The sequence below is a fragment of the Microbulbifer maximicatervae (SeqCode) genome (genome assembly GCF_052467815.1).
In genome coordinates, this window is sequence record NZ_CP174326.1 from 3,293,052 (window position 1) to 3,310,395 (window position 17,344).

General features: G+C 50.6%; 13 protein-coding genes. 10 read left to right on the top strand and 3 right to left on the bottom strand.

Features of this window, described 5'->3' with window-relative positions; translation table 11 throughout:
- The first annotated feature begins 9 nt into the window (after positions 1 to 9).
- The 6 genes from tig to ACJJIW_RS14415 all read left to right on the top strand — a co-directional run bounded on the left by tig (position 10) and on the right by ACJJIW_RS14415 (position 8,806).
- A complete protein-coding gene (tig, locus tag ACJJIW_RS14390) occupies positions 10 to 1,323 on the top strand; it encodes a trigger factor (RefSeq protein WP_444894325.1) in 1,314 nt (437 codons plus the stop codon).
- Positions 1,324 to 1,511: 188 nt separating this feature from the next.
- Positions 1,512 to 2,153 carry an ATP-dependent Clp endopeptidase proteolytic subunit ClpP gene (gene clpP, locus ACJJIW_RS14395; protein WP_282933430.1) on the top strand — a complete coding sequence of 214 codons (642 nt, stop codon included), beginning with the start codon at positions 1,512 to 1,514 and terminating at the stop codon, positions 2,151 to 2,153.
- A 162-nt stretch (positions 2,154 to 2,315) separates the two neighbouring features.
- Positions 2,316 to 3,602: an ATP-dependent Clp protease ATP-binding subunit ClpX gene (gene clpX / locus ACJJIW_RS14400; protein ID WP_282933429.1), complete on the top strand. Its 1,287-nt coding sequence runs from the start codon at positions 2,316 to 2,318 to the stop codon at positions 3,600 to 3,602.
- 267 nt (positions 3,603 to 3,869) lie between these two features.
- Complete coding sequence (gene lon, locus ACJJIW_RS14405; RefSeq protein ID WP_413665176.1) at positions 3,870 to 6,275, top strand: endopeptidase La; 2,406 nt, start codon at positions 3,870 to 3,872, stop codon at positions 6,273 to 6,275.
- 199 nt (positions 6,276 to 6,474) lie between these two features.
- Positions 6,475 to 6,804: a non-specific DNA-binding protein Hbs gene (gene hbs / locus ACJJIW_RS14410; protein ID WP_282933428.1), complete on the top strand. Its 330-nt coding sequence runs from the start codon at positions 6,475 to 6,477 to the stop codon at positions 6,802 to 6,804.
- Between the two features lie 118 nt (positions 6,805 to 6,922).
- A complete protein-coding gene (locus ACJJIW_RS14415; RefSeq protein ID WP_444935528.1) occupies positions 6,923 to 8,806 on the top strand; it encodes a SurA N-terminal domain-containing protein in 1,884 nt (627 codons plus the stop codon).
- A gap of 78 nt (positions 8,807 to 8,884) precedes the next feature.
- Here the strand turns inward: ACJJIW_RS14415 and ACJJIW_RS14420 are convergent, their stop codons facing one another.
- Positions 8,885 to 10,447, bottom strand: coding sequence for a LysM peptidoglycan-binding domain-containing protein (locus ACJJIW_RS14420; protein WP_444935529.1), 1,563 nt, complete (start codon positions 10,445 to 10,447; stop codon positions 8,885 to 8,887).
- A gap of 194 nt (positions 10,448 to 10,641) precedes the next feature.
- The gene (gene gloB, locus ACJJIW_RS14425; RefSeq protein ID WP_444894321.1) at positions 10,642 to 11,421 is read right to left on the bottom strand and encodes a hydroxyacylglutathione hydrolase; all 780 of its coding nucleotides are present in this window, start codon (positions 11,419 to 11,421) and stop codon (positions 10,642 to 10,644) included.
- 161 nt (positions 11,422 to 11,582) lie between these two features.
- On the opposite strand from gloB, the gene ACJJIW_RS14430 reads away from it, so the two are divergent.
- The 3 genes from ACJJIW_RS14430 to dnaQ are packed head-to-tail and all read left to right on the top strand — an operon-like array spanning position 11,583 to position 13,591.
- Positions 11,583 to 12,371: a class I SAM-dependent methyltransferase gene (locus tag ACJJIW_RS14430; protein ID WP_444935530.1), complete on the top strand. Its 789-nt coding sequence runs from the start codon at positions 11,583 to 11,585 to the stop codon at positions 12,369 to 12,371.
- A gap of 42 nt (positions 12,372 to 12,413) precedes the next feature.
- The gene (gene rnhA / locus ACJJIW_RS14435; protein ID WP_282933423.1) at positions 12,414 to 12,851 is read left to right on the top strand and encodes a ribonuclease HI; all 438 of its coding nucleotides are present in this window, start codon (positions 12,414 to 12,416) and stop codon (positions 12,849 to 12,851) included.
- A gap of 14 nt (positions 12,852 to 12,865) precedes the next feature.
- Complete coding sequence (dnaQ, locus tag ACJJIW_RS14440; RefSeq protein ID WP_444894319.1) at positions 12,866 to 13,591, top strand: DNA polymerase III subunit epsilon; 726 nt, start codon at positions 12,866 to 12,868, stop codon at positions 13,589 to 13,591.
- A 116-nt stretch (positions 13,592 to 13,707) separates the two neighbouring features.
- On the opposite strand, the gene nhaB is transcribed toward dnaQ, so the two are convergent.
- Positions 13,708 to 15,243 (bottom strand): sodium/proton antiporter NhaB, encoded by a 1,536-nt coding sequence (nhaB, locus tag ACJJIW_RS14445; protein ID WP_444937368.1) that lies wholly within the window; start codon positions 15,241 to 15,243, stop codon positions 13,708 to 13,710.
- A 381-nt stretch (positions 15,244 to 15,624) separates the two neighbouring features.
- On the opposite strand from nhaB, the gene ACJJIW_RS14450 reads away from it, so the two are divergent.
- The gene (locus ACJJIW_RS14450) at positions 15,625 to 17,331 is read left to right on the top strand and encodes a FimL-related protein (RefSeq protein WP_413665183.1); all 1,707 of its coding nucleotides are present in this window, start codon (positions 15,625 to 15,627) and stop codon (positions 17,329 to 17,331) included.
- The last annotated feature ends 13 nt before the right edge of the window (positions 17,332 to 17,344 follow it).

Consider the following 17,344-nt stretch of genomic DNA (forward strand, 5'->3'; position numbering starts at 1 on the left):
AGGATAAACATGCAGGTTTCCATCGAAACTACTTCCGGTCTGGAGCGTCGCTTAACGGTCAACTTGCCGGCAGAAATTGTCGACAAAGAAGTGGATAAGCGTCTCCAGCAGGCTGCTAAGACTGTTCGCATCAATGGCTTCCGCAAAGGCAAGGTGCCGATGAAGGTTGTTCGCCAGCGCTTTGGCGCCGGTGTTCGTCAGGAAGTTCTGGGTGAGGTAATGAGCCGTTCTTTCTACGAAGCGGTACAGAAGGAAGAGGTTAAACCTGCCGGCCAGCCTAGCATCGAAGCTAAGCAGACTGCTGCTGGCGAAAACCTGGAGTACGTTGCTACTTTCGAGGTTTACCCTGAAGTTGAACTCGCTGACCTGGCTGAGATCGCTGTAGAGCGCCCTGTTGCAGAAGTTACTGATGCAGATGTGAAGAGCATGATCGATGTTCTGCGCAAGCAACAGTCTTCCTGGAAAGATACCAAGCGCAAAGCTCAAAAGGGCGATCGTGTTGTTATCAACTTTGTTGGTCGCAAAGACGGCGAAGAGTTTGAAGGCGGCAAGGCCGAAGGCCACCAGTTGGTACTGGGTTCCGGCCAGATGATCCCTGGCTTCGAAGAGGGCATTCTGGGCATGAAGCCCGGTGAAGAGAAAGACATTGATCTGACCTTCCCGGAAGATTACCAGGCAGAAGAGCTTCGCGGTGCTGCTGTTACCTTTAATATCAAGGTGACTTCTTCCGAGAAGCCTGAACTTCCCGAGCTGAACGAAGAGTTCTTCAAAGCTTACGGTGTTCAGGAAGGTGGCGAAGAGAAGTTCCGTGAGGAAGTTCGCAACAACATGCAGCGTGAGCTGAAAAATGCCGCTCTGAACAAAGTTAAGACCCAGATCATGGATCAGCTGTTCGAGAAGCATCCAGTTGAGCTGCCGTCCGCTCTGGTTGCCAGTGAAGTAACTACCCTGCGTGGTCAAATGGTTCAGCAGTTTGGTGGCCAGATCAAGGCTGAAGATGCCGAGCGCATGTTGCCTGACACTATGTTCGAAGAGCAGGCAAAACGCCGTGTAGTTCTCGGTTTGGTAGTCGGTGAGATTGTTAAGCAGAATGAACTTTCTGTTGATGCCGATCGCGTAAAGGCGAAAGTTGAAGAGCTGGCTTCTACCTACCAGCAGCCGCAAGAAGTGGTTGACTACTACTACAGCAACCGTGAGCTGCTGTCTGGTGTTGAGTCTGTTGTACTGGAAGACCAGGTTGTTGATCACGTACTGGCTTCAGCTAAAGTATCTGAAGTTGACAGTAGCTACGACGAAGTGATTAAGCCGCAAAAACAAGGCTAATCTCTCACTTCATTCAGGTGTAAGGTGGCGTCCGCTCAAGCGTGACGCCCCTACATCTCCTTCCTTTTTACCGGCTGGCTTTCTCTCGCCTGACCGGTTAAGCTCTGAAAACCAAATTTTTCAGCATGGGCATACGATGCCTATTCGCTGGCCTGCCGAATACGCCACAAAAGGAAGCAATGGTACCTATGGCACGAATTGATTTTCCAAAAGCTTCGATAGAGCCCTCAGCATCAGGTTTAGTTCCTATGGTGGTAGAACAAACCGCCAGAGGGGAGCGCTCATTTGATATTTATTCTCGCCTGTTAAAAGAGCGTGTGATTTTCCTGGTCGGGCCTGTAGAAGACCACATGGCCAACCTAGTTGTTGCGCAGCTGCTTTTCCTCGAGGCAGAAAATCCAGATAAGGATATTCACCTCTACATTAATTCACCGGGCGGTTCGGTAACTGCCGGCATGTCTATCTATGACACCATGCAGTTCATTAAGCCTGATGTCAGCACTATGTGCATTGGGCAGGCCTGTAGTATGGGCGCCTTCTTGTTGACTGCAGGTGCTGAAGGCAAACGCTTCGTAACACCAAACTCCCGTGTGATGATTCACCAGCCCAGCGGTGGGGCCCAAGGGCAAGCGAGTGATATCCACATTCACGCCCAGGAAATCCTCAAGATTCGTCATCGTTTGAATGAGCTCATGGCACATCACTCTGGACGTCCAGTCAGTGATATTGAGAGGGATACAGAGCGCGACAACTTTATGAGCGCCGATGAGGCCAAGGAATATGGCTTGGTCGATGATGTATTGTCCCGCCGACAGGCATTCGATAAGTAGATTTTTCTACATTAAAAGTTTGCCGGAGGCGGATTTCAGCGAAAGTTAGTTTTTTTGACAGGCTGGCTTTCGTTGGGACTTGAAAATTACGCCAAAAGGCAGCATCTTGCTGGGTAAGCTGAATTTAGGGCCCTGGCCGGCCAGTGACGACGGAGTATTTTGATGACCGACAAAAGCAGCGGAGAAGACAGCGGAAAATTGCTGTACTGCTCTTTCTGTGGCAAAAGCCAACAGGAAGTGCGGAAGTTAATCGCTGGGCCGTCAGTCTTTATCTGCGATGAATGTGTCGAGTTGTGTACCGACATTATTCGTGAAGAAGTACAAGAGACTGCGGAGGGCCCTGAAGGGCGCCTGCCGACACCCCGTGAGATTACTGAAATCCTCGATCAGTATGTGATTGGGCAGGAGAGAGCCAAGCGTGTGCTGGCTGTCGCCGTATACAATCACTACAAGCGTCTTCGCACCAAGTCTGGTGTTAAAAGTAAGGATGAAGTAGAGCTCAGCAAGTCTAATATTTTGCTGGTAGGCCCAACCGGTAGTGGTAAAACCCTTCTTGCCGAGACCCTGGCTCGCCTGCTCAACGTTCCTTTCACTATTGCCGATGCAACCACCCTGACCGAAGCTGGTTACGTGGGTGAGGATGTTGAGAATATCATCCAGAAGCTTTTGCAGAAGTGTGATTACGATGTAGAAAAAGCCCAGCAGGGTATCGTCTATATCGATGAGATCGACAAAATTTCGCGCAAGTCAGACAACCCTTCAATTACCCGTGATGTGTCCGGTGAAGGTGTGCAGCAAGCGCTACTGAAGTTGATTGAAGGCACTGTGGCGTCTGTACCGCCGCAGGGTGGACGCAAGCATCCGCAGCAGGAATTCTTGCAGGTCGACACCTCCAATATCTTGTTTATTTGTGGCGGCGCTTTTGCGGGGCTGGATAAGGTTATCCGCGATCGCTCGGAGAAGGGTGGAATTGGTTTCAGTGCCGAGGTTAAATCAAAGGATGGCACCAGTAATTTTGGTGAGATCCTGCGTGATCTGGAGCCTGAAGACCTGGTTCGTTACGGGCTGATCCCGGAGTTTGTTGGACGCCTACCGGTGACCGCAACTTTAGAAGAGTTGGACCGTGAGGCTCTGGTACAGATTCTCACCGAGCCACGCAATGCCTTGACCAAGCAGTACGCAAAACTGTTTGAGATGGAAGATGTTGAGCTGGATTTCCGCCCCGATGCGTTGGATGCAGTTGCCACCAAGGCAATGGAGCGGAAAACAGGCGCCCGTGGCCTGCGCTCTATCATGGAGTCCGTATTGTTGGAGACCATGTATGACATCCCATCCACAGATAATGTGGTGAAAGTTGTGATTGACGAGGCGGTCATTAAAGGCGAATCAGCCCCGCTGCTGGTTTATGAGAGTGAGTCCCAGCCGCAGAAGGCGGCGCCGGAAGAGTAGCTCAAATCCCACCTCAAAAAGCCCCAATATTGGGGCTTTTTTTATAGTTTTTTCTGATTACCCGGGTATCTAACTACCTGTCTGGGTATTCCTGGCTCGAATAGCACTCTTAGCTCGGCACAAATTGGTCGCGAGATTAGACTTGTATTTCGGGCCCTTCCCCCCCATTACTAGCATCTGAAGGGCGGTGGCCCAGGTTAAGCTGTCAATTCCAACAGCAGCATGATGCCGCGCCAAATACCCAGTGATAGGGCCGAGAGGAGTTCTATGGATCAGTCATCCGACACCACACTTGAATATCCGTTGTTGCCATTGCGCGATGTTGTTGTTTACCCCCATATGGTGATCCCGCTTTTTGTCGGCAGGGAAAAGTCCATAGAGGCCCTGGAAGAGGCCATGCGCAGGGATAAGCAGGTATTGCTTGTGGCGCAGCGAAAGGCATCTGAGGATGACCCAGGTGCAGACGATATCTATCGCGTGGGCACTATTGCCAGTGTCTTGCAGTTACTCAAACTCCCCGATGGCACTGTGAAGGTGCTAGTAGAAGGGGGAGAGCGCGTAAATATCCACGAAGTGATGGAAAGGGAGAACCATTTCGAGGCGACCGTTTCGCCGATGGAGACGCAGGAGTTGCCGGAAGGCGAAGCAGATGCCCTTGTGCGCTCTGTGATGTCTCAGTTTGAACAGTACGTTTCTGTAAGTAAGAAAGTCCCCAATGAGGTTATTACCTCTCTGTCGGGAATTGATGAACCTGGCCGCTTGGCAGATACCATTTCTGCGCATATGTCCCTTGAGTTGGCTCAGAAGCAAGAGCTTCTGGAGACTCTCAGTGTTAAAGAGCGTTTGGAGCATTTGCTGGGCCTTATGGATGCTGAAATCGACCTGATCCAGGTGGAAAAACGCATTCGTGGGCGTGTGAAAAAGCAGATGGAGAAAAGCCAACGCGAGTATTATCTCAATGAGCAGATGAAGGCGATTCAAAAAGAATTGGGCGAGATCACCGAAGAGCCCAATGAAATTGAAGAGCTGGAAAACAAAATTGCCGAATCCGGCATGAGTGCGGAGGCAGAGAAGAAAACCCGCGCTGAGCTGGCTAAATTGAAAATGATGTCGCCTATGTCTGCGGAAGCTTCGGTTTTACGCAGTTATATCGACTGGATGTTGAGCCTGCCCTGGAAAAAAGCCAGCCGGGTGAGACACGATTTGGTTAAAGCCGAGGAAATTCTCGAGAAAGAACACTACGGCTTGGAAGAGGTTAAAGAGCGGATTCTGGAATACCTCGCGGTACAAAAGCGAGTGAAGAAAGTGAAAGGGCCGATCTTATGTTTGGTTGGTCCTCCCGGGGTGGGTAAAACCTCCCTTGGTCAATCTATTGCCCGAGCGACAAATCGTCAGTATGTGCGTATGGCCCTGGGCGGCGTTCGCGATGAAGCTGAGATTCGCGGGCATCGACGCACTTATATTGGCTCGCTGCCGGGCAAGCTGATTCAGAAAATTTCGAAAGTTGGAGTGAAGAATCCCCTGTTCCTGCTCGACGAAGTCGACAAAATGGGGATGGACCAGCGTGGCGATCCCGCCTCAGCGCTTCTTGAGGTTTTGGATCCAGAGCAGAATAAAACCTTTAATGACCACTATTTGGAAGTGGACTATGACCTTTCCGATGTGATGTTTGTCTGCACCTCTAACTCGATGAATATTCCAGGTCCATTGCTCGACCGTATGGAAGTTATTCGAATCCCCGGTTATACCGAGGACGAAAAACTGAATATTGCACAGCGCTATCTTGTGCCGAAGCAGCGTAAAGCCAACGGTCTTAAAGATGATGAGCTGGATCTCTCCGATGACAGTATTCGAGATATTGTCCGCTACTACACCCGTGAAGCGGGTGTGCGTGGTCTGGATCGGGAGATTGCCAAGATCTGCCGCAAGGTAGTAACCGAGCACGTTCGCAATCCTTCAGAGAAGAAGGCTGTAATACAGCCAGAGCAACTTGAAGAGCTTCTCGGTGTTCGCAAGTTTGATTTTGGCCGTGCAGAGGAAGAGGACAAAATCGGAATTGTCACCGGTCTCGCCTGGACCGAGGTGGGTGGTGAGCTTCTTAACATTGAAGCTTCAGCTGTGCCGGGTAAAGGGCGCATGATCAAAACCGGCTCCCTCGGCGATGTTATGCAGGAGTCTATTCAGGCGGCCTTGACGGTTGTGCGTTCTCGCTCCCAGGCACTGGGAATAGGTCCGGACTTCCACGAGACCCGGGATATTCATATCCACGTGCCTGAAGGTGCCACCCCGAAAGATGGCCCTTCGGCGGGTATTGCCATGTGCACCGCTTTGGTGTCTGTATTAACGGATATTCCCGTTCGCTCAGATGTGGCGATGACTGGAGAAATTACTCTGCGTGGAGAAGTTTTAAGAATTGGTGGTCTTAAAGAAAAGTTATTGGCAGCGCATCGGGGCGGTATAAAAACTGTACTGATTCCTGCTGATAATGAGCGAGATCTGAAGGATATTCCCGATAATATTCTTCAGGATTTGGTAGTTAGGCCCGTCAAGTGGATCGATCAGGTACTTGAGCTGGCGCTCGAGCACAAGCCTGAATCCCTGTCTGATGAAGAGTATTCCGCCTTACAAAAAAAGGCAGAGGAGCGCTCGCAGCGCGGAATCCAAACTCACTGACTCTTGTAATGGGGTGACTTTTGTCGCCCCTTTACAACTTACAAGGCCAAAACTTCGCCAATCAGGCTGTCTGCGCTGCTTGAAAAGTGTGCATCTGCCCGGAAACCCGCATGGTTCCTTGACCCGCTTCTGGGCAGTTGGTATAAAACGGGGCTTATTGCCCGGCGCGTAAATTGCCGAAGGCTAAAAAATTTAAAGTATGGGTGTCTCTTGTAGATCACCCGAAGCATATTTAAAAAGAACAGAGGGATTAAGCGTGAATAAGTCCGAACTGATTGAAGCAATTGCCGCATCTGCAGATATTCCAAAAGCAGCAGCTGGCCGTGCTTTGGACGCAATGGTTGATAGCATCACTGATGCCCTGAAAAAAGGTGATCAAGTTGCCCTCGTTGGCTTCGGTACCTTTGCTGTGAAAGAGCGTGCAGCTCGTACTGGTCGCAATCCTCGCACTGGCGATCCCATTGAAATCGCTGCGGCAAAAATTCCTAACTTCAAGGCCGGTAAAGCCCTGAAAGACGCTGTAAACTAAGTTTTCAGCAGGCTTTGAGACTTTGTAAAAGAGTCTGATTGTCAAAGAGGCGTGTCAGTTGGGATACGCCTTTTTTGTATCTGATAGCAGTTAAAACAATTAATTTTCGGAGCTGAGCATGCTTCAGTCCATGCGTGACAACCTGAAAGGGACAGCCGCGATTATTGTCGCAGCCTTTTTCGGTTTTATTATGGTCATTGGGGGAATTGATTTCTTCACCGGTGCCAGTGGAGGTGCTGCCGATGCGGTAGCCGAGGTTAATGGCGAAAAAATTACAAACTTGGATTTGCAACGCGCAATTCAAAATCGCCGCAATATGATCATTAGTCAGTACGGCGAAGATGTGCCCGCTGATTTAATCAGCGATGAGCAGTTGCGTGAGCCAGTTTTACGCCAGTTGGTTTCCAGTGCTGTGATGCGCCAAGCCGCCCAGGACAGCGGTATGGTGATGAGCTCTGCGGCGGTCGACAGAGCGATCGTGGGAATCCCGGCTTTTCAGGTGAACGGCAGTTTTGATCCGCAGATGTATCGCGATGCTTTGCGTCGTATGGGGTATAGCCCCGCAGGCTTCCGCCAGATTATGGAAAATGATATGGCGTTGGAGCAGTATGCAAACAGTGTGGTTGAAAGTGCTTTTACTACCCAGGCGGATGCAGAACAAATTGTTGCGGCCTCTATGGAAGAGCGTGATTTTGATTACGTGGTGATGCCTGTTGAAGGCCTGCTAGCAGAGACTCAGGTTTCAGATGCTGAGGTAGAACAGTACTACCAAGAGAATCAAGGGCAATACCAGCGTCCAGAGCAGGTGGCGGTTGAGTATATCGAGCTAACTCCTGGAGTATTTGCCGGTAACATTGATATTTCTGAAAGTGATGTTCGCGCTCAGTACGAGCAAGAGCTGACAGGATTCGAATCGAAACTTCGTCGTCGCGCTGCACATATTTTGCTTGAAGAAGCTGACGCAGAAAAGATTGCTGAGATTCAGAGCAAACTGGATGCCGGCGAAGATTTTGCCGAGTTGGCAAAGACTTACTCCCAAGACGTAGGCTCTGCGGAGGAAGGTGGTGAGTTGGGTTACACCACGGGTGATGTATTCCCAGAGGCATTCGAGCAGGCCTTGGCCGCGCTTGAAGTGGGTCAGGTTTCTGCTCCAGTGACCACCGATAGTGGAACTCACTTTATCAAGCTGTTGGAAGTAGAGCAGAGTGAACCGCCGAGCTTTGAAGAGCAAAAAGTGGCGATCGAAAAGCGACTGCGGTCATCTGTTGCCGAGCGAGAGTTTGTTGATGCCTTGTCCCGTCTTGCCGATCTGGCATACAACGCGGATAGCCTGGCTGAGCCCGCTGAAGAGTTGGGTGTTCCCCTGAAGACTGCCGATCTGTTTTCGCGCGAGAGCGCATCTGGCGTGCTTTCTAACGGGCAGGTTATCGAGGCTGCCTTCTCTGTGGAAGTGAAGGAGGATGGCAATACTTCAGATGTGATCAACCTGAACAATGAGCACTCTGTCGTTTTGCGGGTCACCGACTCTAAGCCCGCAGGTACCTACCCTCTGGAAGAGGTTCGCCAGCAAATTGTTGACCGTTTGAAGCGTGATAAGGCCAGTGAGCAGTTGGCTAAGCAAGCGGAAGAGCTGAAAGAGAAACTCGCTACTGGTACTAGTTTTGCGGAACTGGCGGAAGCGCAAGGTTTAACCCTGGAGACCAGTGATAAAACTCGTCGCGGTGGTTTTGCTCAGCGCGGCGAGATTAATGCCAAGGCATTTGCATTGCCTGCACCATCTGCTGGCAAAGATGAAGTGACCAGCTTCGCTACAAATAATGGTGATCTGGTAGTTCTCGATCTGCGCAGCGTGCGCCCGGGCGAACTGTCCAAGCAGAGCAAAGAGCAGCGTCAGGCACTGATGCAGCAATTGGCCTCTGTAAATGGTGGGGCTGAGTTAGCAGCAATCCAGCGCTACTTGTCCGATCAGGCAAAAATCGACCTGACCTCTTCTGCCGAGTAACGGTTGTTATCGAGCCATAAAAAAACCCGGCAATTGCCGGGTTTTTTTATGGCTAACTCCTGTAGGGAAGTGCGCGCTTTAAGTGTTGCTGGCACTATCCACAAATAAGGTTAAGCGCTGTCCGGGTTGTAAATACTTGGACTTGTTTATTTTATTCCAGCGGAGAATATCATCGATTTCGATACTGAATTTATTGGCTATCCGATATAGAGAGTCACCGCTGCGTACCCGATAAGAAACTTTGCGGGTAGTGCGGTTGTTCTCTGATGCTGCGGGGGAGCCGTTGTAAGCTACCAGGGTGCGTCCAGGGCGCAGGGTGTCTCCCGGTGCCATGCTGTTCCAGCTGGCCAGTTGCTTTACGGTCACATCCAGCTTGCGTGAAATCCCCCAAAGGCTGTCGCCAGGGCGTACAGTGTAATTAACTTTCTGGCCCTTGCCGGAAGACTGCTTGCGTTTAACTCGCTGATCGAGTGCGTAGGCATACTGTCCTGCAGGGCCCGATGCGCTGGGGATTAACAGTGTTTTACCGGCGCGAATATTATTGTTCCGCAGTTTGTTTGTCTCGCGTATAGCTCCCACGGTGGTCTGGTAGCGGCGAGCGATAGTGGAAAGGGTGTCGCCTCGGGCAATGGTGTAGCGCTGCCAGCTCACCCTCTCTTCCTTGGGAAGTTGTGCCAGGGCGTTCTCAAACTTTTCCTGGGTCTCTATTGGAATCAGTAGTTGGTGGTTTCCGTTGGGGTCGGTTGCCCAGCGGTTATAGCCTGGGTTCAGTAGGTACAGCTCTTCAATCTCAATTTCTGCAAGTTCTGCAGCTTGGGCCAGATCGATCTGACTGCCTACATCGACACGGGCGTAGTAGGGTTTGTTGGCGACGTCATGTAGCGGAATCTTGTAGTGGTCGGGGCGGGATATTACCTCTGCCAGTGCTAATAGCTGGGGCACGTAGCTTCTGGTTTCCCGAGGCAGTTTAAGGTCCCAATAACTGGTGCCGAGCCCACTGCGGCGATTTCTTTCTACGGCTCTGCGAACTGTGCCTTCGCCGGCGTTGTAAGCGGCCAGTGCCAGCTCCCAGTCCCCGTCAAAGCGATCGTGGAGGTAATTGAAATACTTTGCTGCGGCCTGGGTGGATTCGTGGACATCGCGGCGGCCGTCGTACCACCAGTTTTGTTCAAGTCCAAATGAGCGCCCGGTGGCCGGGATAAACTGCCACATTCCGGAGGCTCGGGCATGGGAGTAAGCAAAGGGGTCGTAGGCGCTCTCGACAATGGGGAGCAGTGCCAGCTCCAAGGGAAGGTTTGCCTGTTCCAGCTGTTCGGCAACATGGAAAATATAACGGCGGGAGCGCTCGCTTACACGAGCCATATAGCCCTCATTACGGGCAAAGTAAGCAATATATTCCTTTACCTTAGGGTCACCGGTGCGATGGTCCATGGCGAACCCCTGGCGCAGTCGGGCCCAAATATCCACCGGAGGTTGGGCGGCCTTTGTAGGCTCGTGTTTTTTTACAACGGGATCACTCGCGACAGAGGTTTCCTCTGCAGGGATATTTTCAGTTTCAGGCGTAGGCCCCTGTTCCGGCAATTGCGAGCAGGCTCCTACCGTAGCAGCTAATAATGCTACGGCAAAATTCTTGTGAACCATGTGTGATATCCGCGAGTCTTCTTTTAATTCATCCCGACGCATTTCAGAACAATTATTGGTAAAGCATCAGGCATTTGGTCAATTACTTTTGATTCTAATTAAGCAAATTAGTTTCGGTCAATATCTTTGGTTAAAAAGCATACAAATTGTTAGTTTGTTATCCAGTTTGAGAGGAGTTTAGGCGAAGTTGGGGCTTAGAAGTTATCCTTCCAGTCGCGTAAGCTTGTAAAAACGGCTACATCATCATTTTCGGGAAATGGATCGGTTTGAAGGTGGGCCACAGCCTGTCTGACATCCGGATATGCGCAGCGAAGAAATGGGTTGGTGTCCAATTCCAGAGCGATAGTTGAAGGTAGGGTTGGCTTGTTATCCGACCGCAATACCGCACACTGGGAAATCCTTTTTTCAATAGCTTGGTTTTTGGGTTCTACCGCTTGAGCAAACTTTAGGTTAGCGAGCGTGTACTCATGTGCCGGATATACTAAGGTTGCAGGGCGTAACTGGCTGAGCTTGTGCAGCGAATGATACATCTGCTCAGGGCTACCTTCGAATAACCTGCCACAACCTGCAGAAAAGAGAGTGTCACCGCAAAAAAGGTGTAATTGTTCCTTGGCTGCCCCTGTGGTTTCATACAAAACCAAAGCCAAGTGGTCTAGAGTGTGCCCCGGTACGGCGTATATTTGGAGGGGCATGCCGAGGATTTGCAGGGAATCGCCACCGGCAATTGGGTGCGTGACGCCAGGTATGTCTTCTGGGCCGTAAATGGGGCAATGATATTGATTGGAAAGCTGCTTGATGCCACCAGTGTGATCATAGTGGTGGTGAGTGATAAGAATGCCATTAAGTTTATTCCCCTGAAGAGCCTTTTCAACAGGCGCTGAATCACCAGGATCGACCACCCAGTGCTGACCATCCTGTTGCAGGTGCCAGATATAGTTGTCATTAAAGGCGGGGATTGGCGTAATGGATAGCATAATCGGATCGTCTTTTCACTGAATGGAAGAACAATATCACGGAAGGTGAATACTCGTGTGATCTGTTACATATGGGCCGATTTGCTTAGAGTAAGGTTTTGGCGGGATCACCCGAGTGTAAAATTAAAAAAAGCGCACTCGACTCAATCTATGGAGATATGATGACCGGAAAGTTCAGACCTGGTAATGATGAGGACTTATCCCCTCTTGGCAAGGTTTGTCCGGCGCTGTCCCATTGGTTTTCAAGTTCATTGGGTGAGGAAATTCTCTCGCAACAACTGGCATTGGCCCAGCCCCTGGTAGAGGGCTTTTTCGGTTACCACCTTCTCCAGGCCAGTGTGACCCATTCTGTCGATTTTGCAGCCTCTAGTCGTATCAATCATCGTTTTCGATTGGGGGCGACAGCGGAGCAGGATGGGGCTGCAATAGTCGAGTTTGAGCAATTACCACTTCCTTCCGATTCTATTGATGTAGTACTGCTGCATCACCTGCTGGATTTCTCCAGTCACCCTCACCAGATTCTGCGGGAAGCGGCCAGGGTTTTGATACCCGGCGGTCACATGCTGTTAATCGGTTTTAACCCGTTTTCCTTGCTGGGCTTGTCTCGTCTGCTGTTTTCCAGGGGGGCCTACCAGCGCGGAAATCAACTGCGGGCCGCCCGAATTGCCGACTGGATGAATCTGTTGGACCTGCAAGCCGACAGGATAGATCGCGGGTTTTTCCGCTTGCCATTACAGCAGAAGGAGTTGTTATCCAAAACTGCCTGGATGGAGCGCTTCGGCTCCCGCTTGCACTTGCCTTGGGGGGGCTTTTACATCATAGTCGCCCGCAAAGAAGTGGCACGTGTTCGCACCATTAAAATTAATTGGCGGGCCGAGAGAAACCCCGCTCTGGTTGCCACCCCGTCGAGCCCTCGCGTTGCAGCACGCGGGAAGCATCATAAGCGCTGATTTCATTTAAAATCGGCCTCATATCTACTTTTGGCGTAAGTTTTGAAACAAATTACTATCTATACAGATGGCGCTTGTCGCGGCAATCCTGGTCCTGGCGGCTGGGGTGCCTTGTTGGTTTATGGTGAGCGGGAGAAAGAGCTGTTTGGTGGTGAGGCACATACTACCAACAATCGCATGGAGCTGCTGGCTGCGATAAAAGCCCTGGAGGCTCTTAAACAGCCGTGCAAAATTGATTTGCATACTGACTCCCAGTATCTACGCCAGGGGATTACTGGGTGGATTAATAATTGGAAAAAGAATGGCTGGAAGACAGCGAGTAAAAAACCTGTAAAGAATGCAGACTTGTGGCGTCAGCTGGATGAGAGTGTCGCTCAGCATGAAGTGCAGTGGCACTGGGTAAAAGGCCATGCGGGTCACCCGGGTAATGAGCGGGCTGACCAGTTGGCAAATCGCGGTGTCGATGAGCTGGAGTCCTGAAGGGGAAATTACACATGCGTCAAGTAGTTCTCGATACAGAGACAACAGGTCTCGACCCCAAAAGCGGTCATCGGATCATTGAAATTGGTTGTGTGGAGTTGGTTAACCGAAAGTTGACTGGCCGCCATTACCACCAGTACATCAATCCTCAGCGACAAGTGGAAGATGGGGCTATTGAGGTCCATGGAATTACTAATGAATTCCTGGCGGACAAACCCGTATTCGCTCAGATCGCCGATGAATTTATGACCTTCTGTGAAGGTGCAGAGCTGGTTATTCACAACGCGCCCTTCGATGTCGGTTTTATTGATGCTGAGCTGAGGCTGCTGGGTAATCCGCGCTGGCGCAATGTCAATGCGCATTGTGGGGTTTTGGATACCCTGACAATGGCCCGGGAAAAGCACCCCGGGCAGAAAAACAATCTGGACGCCCTTTGTAAGCGCTACTTTGTCGATAACTCCCAGCGGGATTTGCACGGCGCATTGCTGGATGCGGAGATTCTTGCCGACGTCTACTTGATGATGACCGGTGGCCAAACCGATTTGGTGTTGGCACAGGGTGATTCCTCGGAAGGGGAGGAAGGTAAGAAGGCGGAAAATGATGCGGCGGGTGAAGCCATTCGTCGCCTATCGGCAGATCGCGCGCCCCTGCTAGTAGCGCGTGCTACGCCACAGGAAGCTGAAGCGCATCAATCGATGCTAGGATTGCTGGAGAAATCAGCGGGCAAACACTTCTGGTAGCACATCAATGAAGAGGTGTTTTCTTTAATCTTGATGTTTATTGCGCTTTTCTTTTTCTGGATGGGTGGGAATTATCAATCCCCACCCATCCAGATAGTCTCTTATACAAGCTCTCTTTAGATCGCGTAGACCACGCAAATCAAAGCAACAATACTCAGTACGATGGTGTAGGGCAGAGCCATGATCACCATGCGGCCATAAGATAGGCGTATGAGAGGTGCCAGGGCCGATGTTAGCAGGAACAAAAATGCAGCTTGTCCATTGGGAGTGGCAACGCTGGGTAGGTTGGTTCCGGTATTGATGGCAATGGCCAGCTTGTCAAAATGTTCTCGGGTAATGTCACCTGCGGTGAGGGCAGCCTTAACTTCGTTAATATAAACCGTTGCCACAAAAACATTGTCGCTAATCATCGACAAAATACCGTTTGCCATGAATAGCAATCCTGGCTGCTGTTCGGGCTTTTGTGCGAGAACGAAGTTGGTTACAGGCTCGAATAGGTGCTGCTGGTGAATCACTGCAACAATTGCAAAGAAAACCACGAGCAGTGTAGTAAATGGCAGTGCCTCTTCAAACGCGTGGCCGATTCTAGCTTCTTGAACAACGCCGTTAAACGAGGTCAGAAGTACAATAATCATCAGGCCAATGATACCGACTTCGGCAACATGAAATGCCAGGGCAAAAACCAGAACCACAGCGACAATGCCCTGAATCCACAGCTCGGCAACCTGTGCCGAGGTGCGCTTCTTTTCTTCCTCTTTGGAAAAATTAACCAGTACCTCACGTACGGCGCTAGGGAGCTGGGCTCCATAGCCAAACATTTTAATTTTCTCCAAAAAGAAACAAGTAGCTAAGCCGGCAAAGAATGTTGGAATGGTTACTGGAGCCATCTGCAGGAAAAACTGTACAAATTCCCATCCGGCTTTCTCAGCGATCAGTAGGTTTTGCGGTTCTCCAACCAAGGTGCAAACACCACCGAGAGCAGTACCTACAGCGCCATGCATAATCAGGCTGCGAAGGTAGGCTCGAAACTGGTCCAGGTCCTCGCGGTGATACTCTACGACATGCTCATCGTTGGAGTGGTCGTGGTCATGGTGGTGGTGTGGCTGCTGGGAGGCGACCCGGTGATAGACCGAGTAAAAGCCTACGGCAACTGCAATCAGGACAGCGGTTACGGTCAAGGCATCTAAGAATGCTGACAGCACTGCGGAGACAGCACAGAAAAGTAATGACAGCAGTGATTTTGATTTCACACTAATCAAAATTTTAGTGAATACATACAGAAGCAGGCTCTTCATAAAGTAAATGCCGGCCACCATAAACATAAGCAGCAGAATAACTTCAATATTCTCAACTACCTCGTGGTAGACGGCATCGGTGCTTGTCATACCCATCAATACGGCTTCAATTGCGATCAGTCCGCCGGGTTGAAGTGGGTAACACTTCAGGGCCATCGCCAGGGTAAAAATGAATTCTGCAATAAGGACCCAGCCTGTTACAAAAGGCCCCGATACATACAGTATTAATGGGTTGAGAAGCAAAAAGGCGGCTATGGTCAATTTGTACCAATCAGGCGCTTCGCCGAGAAAATTTTCGGCAAAGGCGCGACCAAATCCGCCGCCGGATGCCGCAATGGTGTTGTTGTAAGTGTTCATCATTTACTTCCTTGGTTAACCCATTGGTGTGGGTCAAAATGGAATCTTTGGGAATCGGCGGTGTATGCGAAATAGATACCTGAGCTCAATTATCGCTGCGTGCTTCCCCGGGTTTATTGTGCACAGATTGATTGGTTTTTGTTCTTTAACACAAAAAAACGTACAACTTTAAACTTGAAAGTAGCAAACGCTACTGGGTTTTCTGGAAAATTCAAGTAATTTAGGGGCTTCAGCCCCGTCGCTAGGTTATTTGTCGATTATTCGGTGGAAATTGTTTGGCGAAAGGTGGACTCTTTTATTTATTGGGGTAAATTGCCCTTAATGAGGCCAGAATCATCCTGATCTGGTTGTTTTTTGTTCGATTATAGGAAGAATGCAGCGGTGCAGCCAAAGACTGAATTGCGCAAGATCAATATCACTTCTGTCAATGTAGTGAAGGATGAGCTGGTAGCTACCATCGATAATGCCGCCTCACACTTGGATAAATTTGCCGCGGATACTTCCCAAAAGCAGGCTCTCGAACAGAGCTTGGCTGCACTCAGGCAGGTTAGTGGAGTATTGCAGATGGTGCAGCTCCAGGCAGCTGAGCTCCTCGCCCAAGAGAAAATCAAAGCGCTTACAGAGGTGTTAGAGGAGAGACAGAGCGCCTCAGAAGAACTGATGGAGGCGCTGGGCACAGGTTTTTACGTAATGGGACGCTACTTGGATTTTGTCCAAAGTCGTGCCATTGCCCGTCCAGAATTGCTGATTCCCTATATCAATAATTTGCGCGCGGCCCGGTCCCAGCCCCCTGTGCCGGAAAGTCATTTTTTCCGTTGTAACTTGGAGGGGGCTGTGCCTGGTGCAGGGGCTTCTGCGGTAATGTCGGAAGACTTGAATAGCTTTGTTCGCCGATTCCGTCATATGTACCAGGTTGGTTTGTTGGCTCTGTTGCGAGGTAAACCTCGGGGCCCAGCGTACACGATGATGTCTCGCGCCCTTGAGAGAATCGCAAGCATCACCATGGGGCGCCCAAACGGGCGTTTATGGGTGGTAGCAGGGGCGGCACTTGCAGGAATGGCCTCCCAGGAAATGCGCATCAGTCGATCCCGGGTGATGGTTTTCAGTATGTTTGATCGCTGGCTGCGAGCATTACAAAAAGAGTGTGATACAGCTTTAGATCAGCCTGCGCCACCGATTTTGCTGAAAGAGTGCCTCTATTGGCTGACTCTTTCCAAGCCTGAGGGCTTTGGTGGCAAGTTGCTGGAAGCCTTCTCCGCAGAGGCTCTTGATTACAGTGAAGAGGAGTTAGAGAGGGAGCGAGCCACCCTTGGGGGCCCTGGCGCCACGGCAATTACCGCAGTTGCTAACGCCTTGGAGGAAGAGTTGTCCGGTGTGCGCCGAATGTTGGATGACGCTGAGTTAATTGGTACTACTACCTTGGATGCAGAAGATGGCCTCGCTTCTTCTCTACAGAGAGTGGCCGGTACCTTGCAGATGCTCAATTTTAAGCGGGTTGGAGAGAGTTTGCGCAGCGCGGTTGCGGAATACCAGAGTGCCTCTGGCGCGGGCGGTTCCATAGCGGACAGCGCACTGCAGAAACTGACAGGCCAGGTGTTGATGGTCGATAGCACGGTAAGGGCTCTCAAGCAGAGCACTTCTATTGATCTGGATGAATACGGTCATGCGGATATTGCCTTTGAGCACAGCCAGTTGGCAGAAGCGGAAGTGGCTGTACTTAAAGAGGCCGAAGCCGGTTTGGCGTTGATTAAGAGAGCGCTGGCGGCCTATGCAGAGTCCGACTTTGATCATGGCCATATTCGCAATGTTTCCACTACTTTGAACTCAGTGCGCGGAGGCTTGATCGTTCTCAACTTAAGTAGAGCGGCGGCCGTAGTTGAAGGTTTGCTGAACTTTGTTGAGACTGTTATCGACCGCCATGATGCCGGTCCTGAAGTAGAGCAATCTTTGCATATTTTTGCCGATGCGATTATCAGCCTTGAGTACTATCTGGGAGAGGTAAAGCTGCATAGGCAAGCAGATATTCAATCCCTCAGTCTCGCTATCGAAAGCTTGACTGCTCTGGGTTATCCCGTTGAGGCCGCATAATTAAGGAGGTCTC